Source organism: Oleiphilus sp. HI0132, from assembly GCF_001635845.1.
In genome coordinates this window covers 1-1,503 of sequence record NZ_LWGJ01001553.1, presented here as the reverse complement: position 1 = coordinate 1,503, position 1,503 = coordinate 1, and the positions used below count along the sequence as shown (strand labels likewise).

The following is a 1,503-nucleotide window of genomic DNA, read 5'->3' as shown; positions in this document are numbered from 1 at the left end:
CCCGGGAAACGAAAGAACTACGGCTAACAGATACGGCAATGGGCGCTGCTTTATTGCGACTCTTGAAAAGCTTGGATTTTGACTTGCCAGAATGCGTCACTCAGGAAGGCGAAGAACACAGCTTTGCGACCTTATTCGCTTATGCGGCGCAAAAGTGGGGAATCGTTTTTGAAGATGCGGCCAATGGTTTTGTCTGGTCATGGCTAGAAAACCAGGTGGCAGGGGCCACTAAAATGGTGCCTTTGGGTCAGACTCAAGCTCAACAAATGCTGACCTTGTTTCAACCAGAGATTGCAGAATCGATTGCTTTGGCTGAACAAATAGATGAAGACAAAATAGGCGGTGGTCTACCCGGATTGGCCATAGCCAGCGCCTTACATGAACAGCAATACTCAAGGCTTTTCCGTTCTTAGTTGAAAAGCTTACGATCACGTCCCCTATAGTCATTCACGCGAAGGCGGGAATCTAAGGTCTTAGGGGGAATTAAAACAATGGATCCCCGCCTGCGCGGGGATGACGAAAAATATAGGATATAACAATGGCAAAAAAACAAACGCTACGAGTCGGTGTCGGGGGCCCTGTTGGTTCAGGTAAAACCGCCTTATTGCGCTCACTTTGTGCAGCATTAAAAGATCACTACAATATTGCAGTGGTAACCAATGATATTTATACCCAGGAAGATGCTTTATTCCTGACGCGTCACGAAGCTTTGGATGAAGACCGAATCCTGGGTGTTGAAACGGGTGGCTGTCCACATACCGCGATTCGTGAAGATGCCTCAATGAACTTGGCTGCGATTGATGAGCTGATGAAGCGCCATGGAGAGCTCGATGTCGTTTTTGTAGAAAGTGGCGGTGATAACCTTAGTGCGACCTTTAGCCCAGAACTATCGGACTTAACTATCTACGTGATTGATGTATCAGCAGGCGATAAGATTCCACGTAAAGGTGGCCCAGGCATTACTAAGTCCGATCTGTTGATTATCAATAAAATAGACTTGGCTCCACTTGTTGGTGCTTCGCTAGACGTAATGGATCAGGACTCAAAGAAGATGCGCGGTGAACGTCCTTTTGTTTTCTCAAACCTTAAGAAAGCTGAAGGTCTAGACAAAATTATTGATTTCATTATTAGCGAAGGCATGCTTGAGGCCAAAGAAATTCCACCTGCAAAAGCCGTGGTTTGAGTGCTTGACGACTTAGAATAGAATTAGACTAACTTAGGAGAACACAATGAAATTGAAAACCTTAATGACACAAGCAAGTGCCTTAATCGCCATGATGATGGTGAGCCTTGCCTCACTCGCTCACGAAGGTATGCATGCATCAGGGCAGGCGCACGTGGGCGAGAGCCATATGGGCTTAATGGAAGTTTCTTTGGCCGTGATGGCAATGCTAGCAGTTGGCGCATGGGCATTGAAAGAAGCTAAATCTAAGAAGTAGCATTTAGAGTCAGTCCCCGTGTTTCTGTATGCAGAGCCTTTCGTGGCTCGCATGCGGGCTAGCA

General features: G+C 46.7%; 3 protein-coding genes. All 3 read left to right on the top strand.

The window, feature by feature from the left end:
- On the top strand, positions 1–413 hold a 413-nt coding region (locus A3766_RS23885; protein WP_304440979.1), incomplete at its 5' end, for an urease accessory protein UreF.
- A 125-nt stretch (positions 414–538) separates the two neighbouring features.
- A complete protein-coding gene (gene ureG, locus A3766_RS23880; protein ID WP_068512995.1) occupies positions 539–1,183 on the top strand; it encodes an urease accessory protein UreG in 645 nt (214 codons plus the stop codon).
- 46 nt (positions 1,184–1,229) lie between these two features.
- Complete coding sequence (locus A3766_RS23875) at positions 1,230–1,439, top strand: hypothetical protein (RefSeq protein ID WP_068509676.1); 210 nt, start codon at positions 1,230–1,232, stop codon at positions 1,437–1,439.
- Positions 1,440–1,503: the final 64 nt, after the last annotated feature.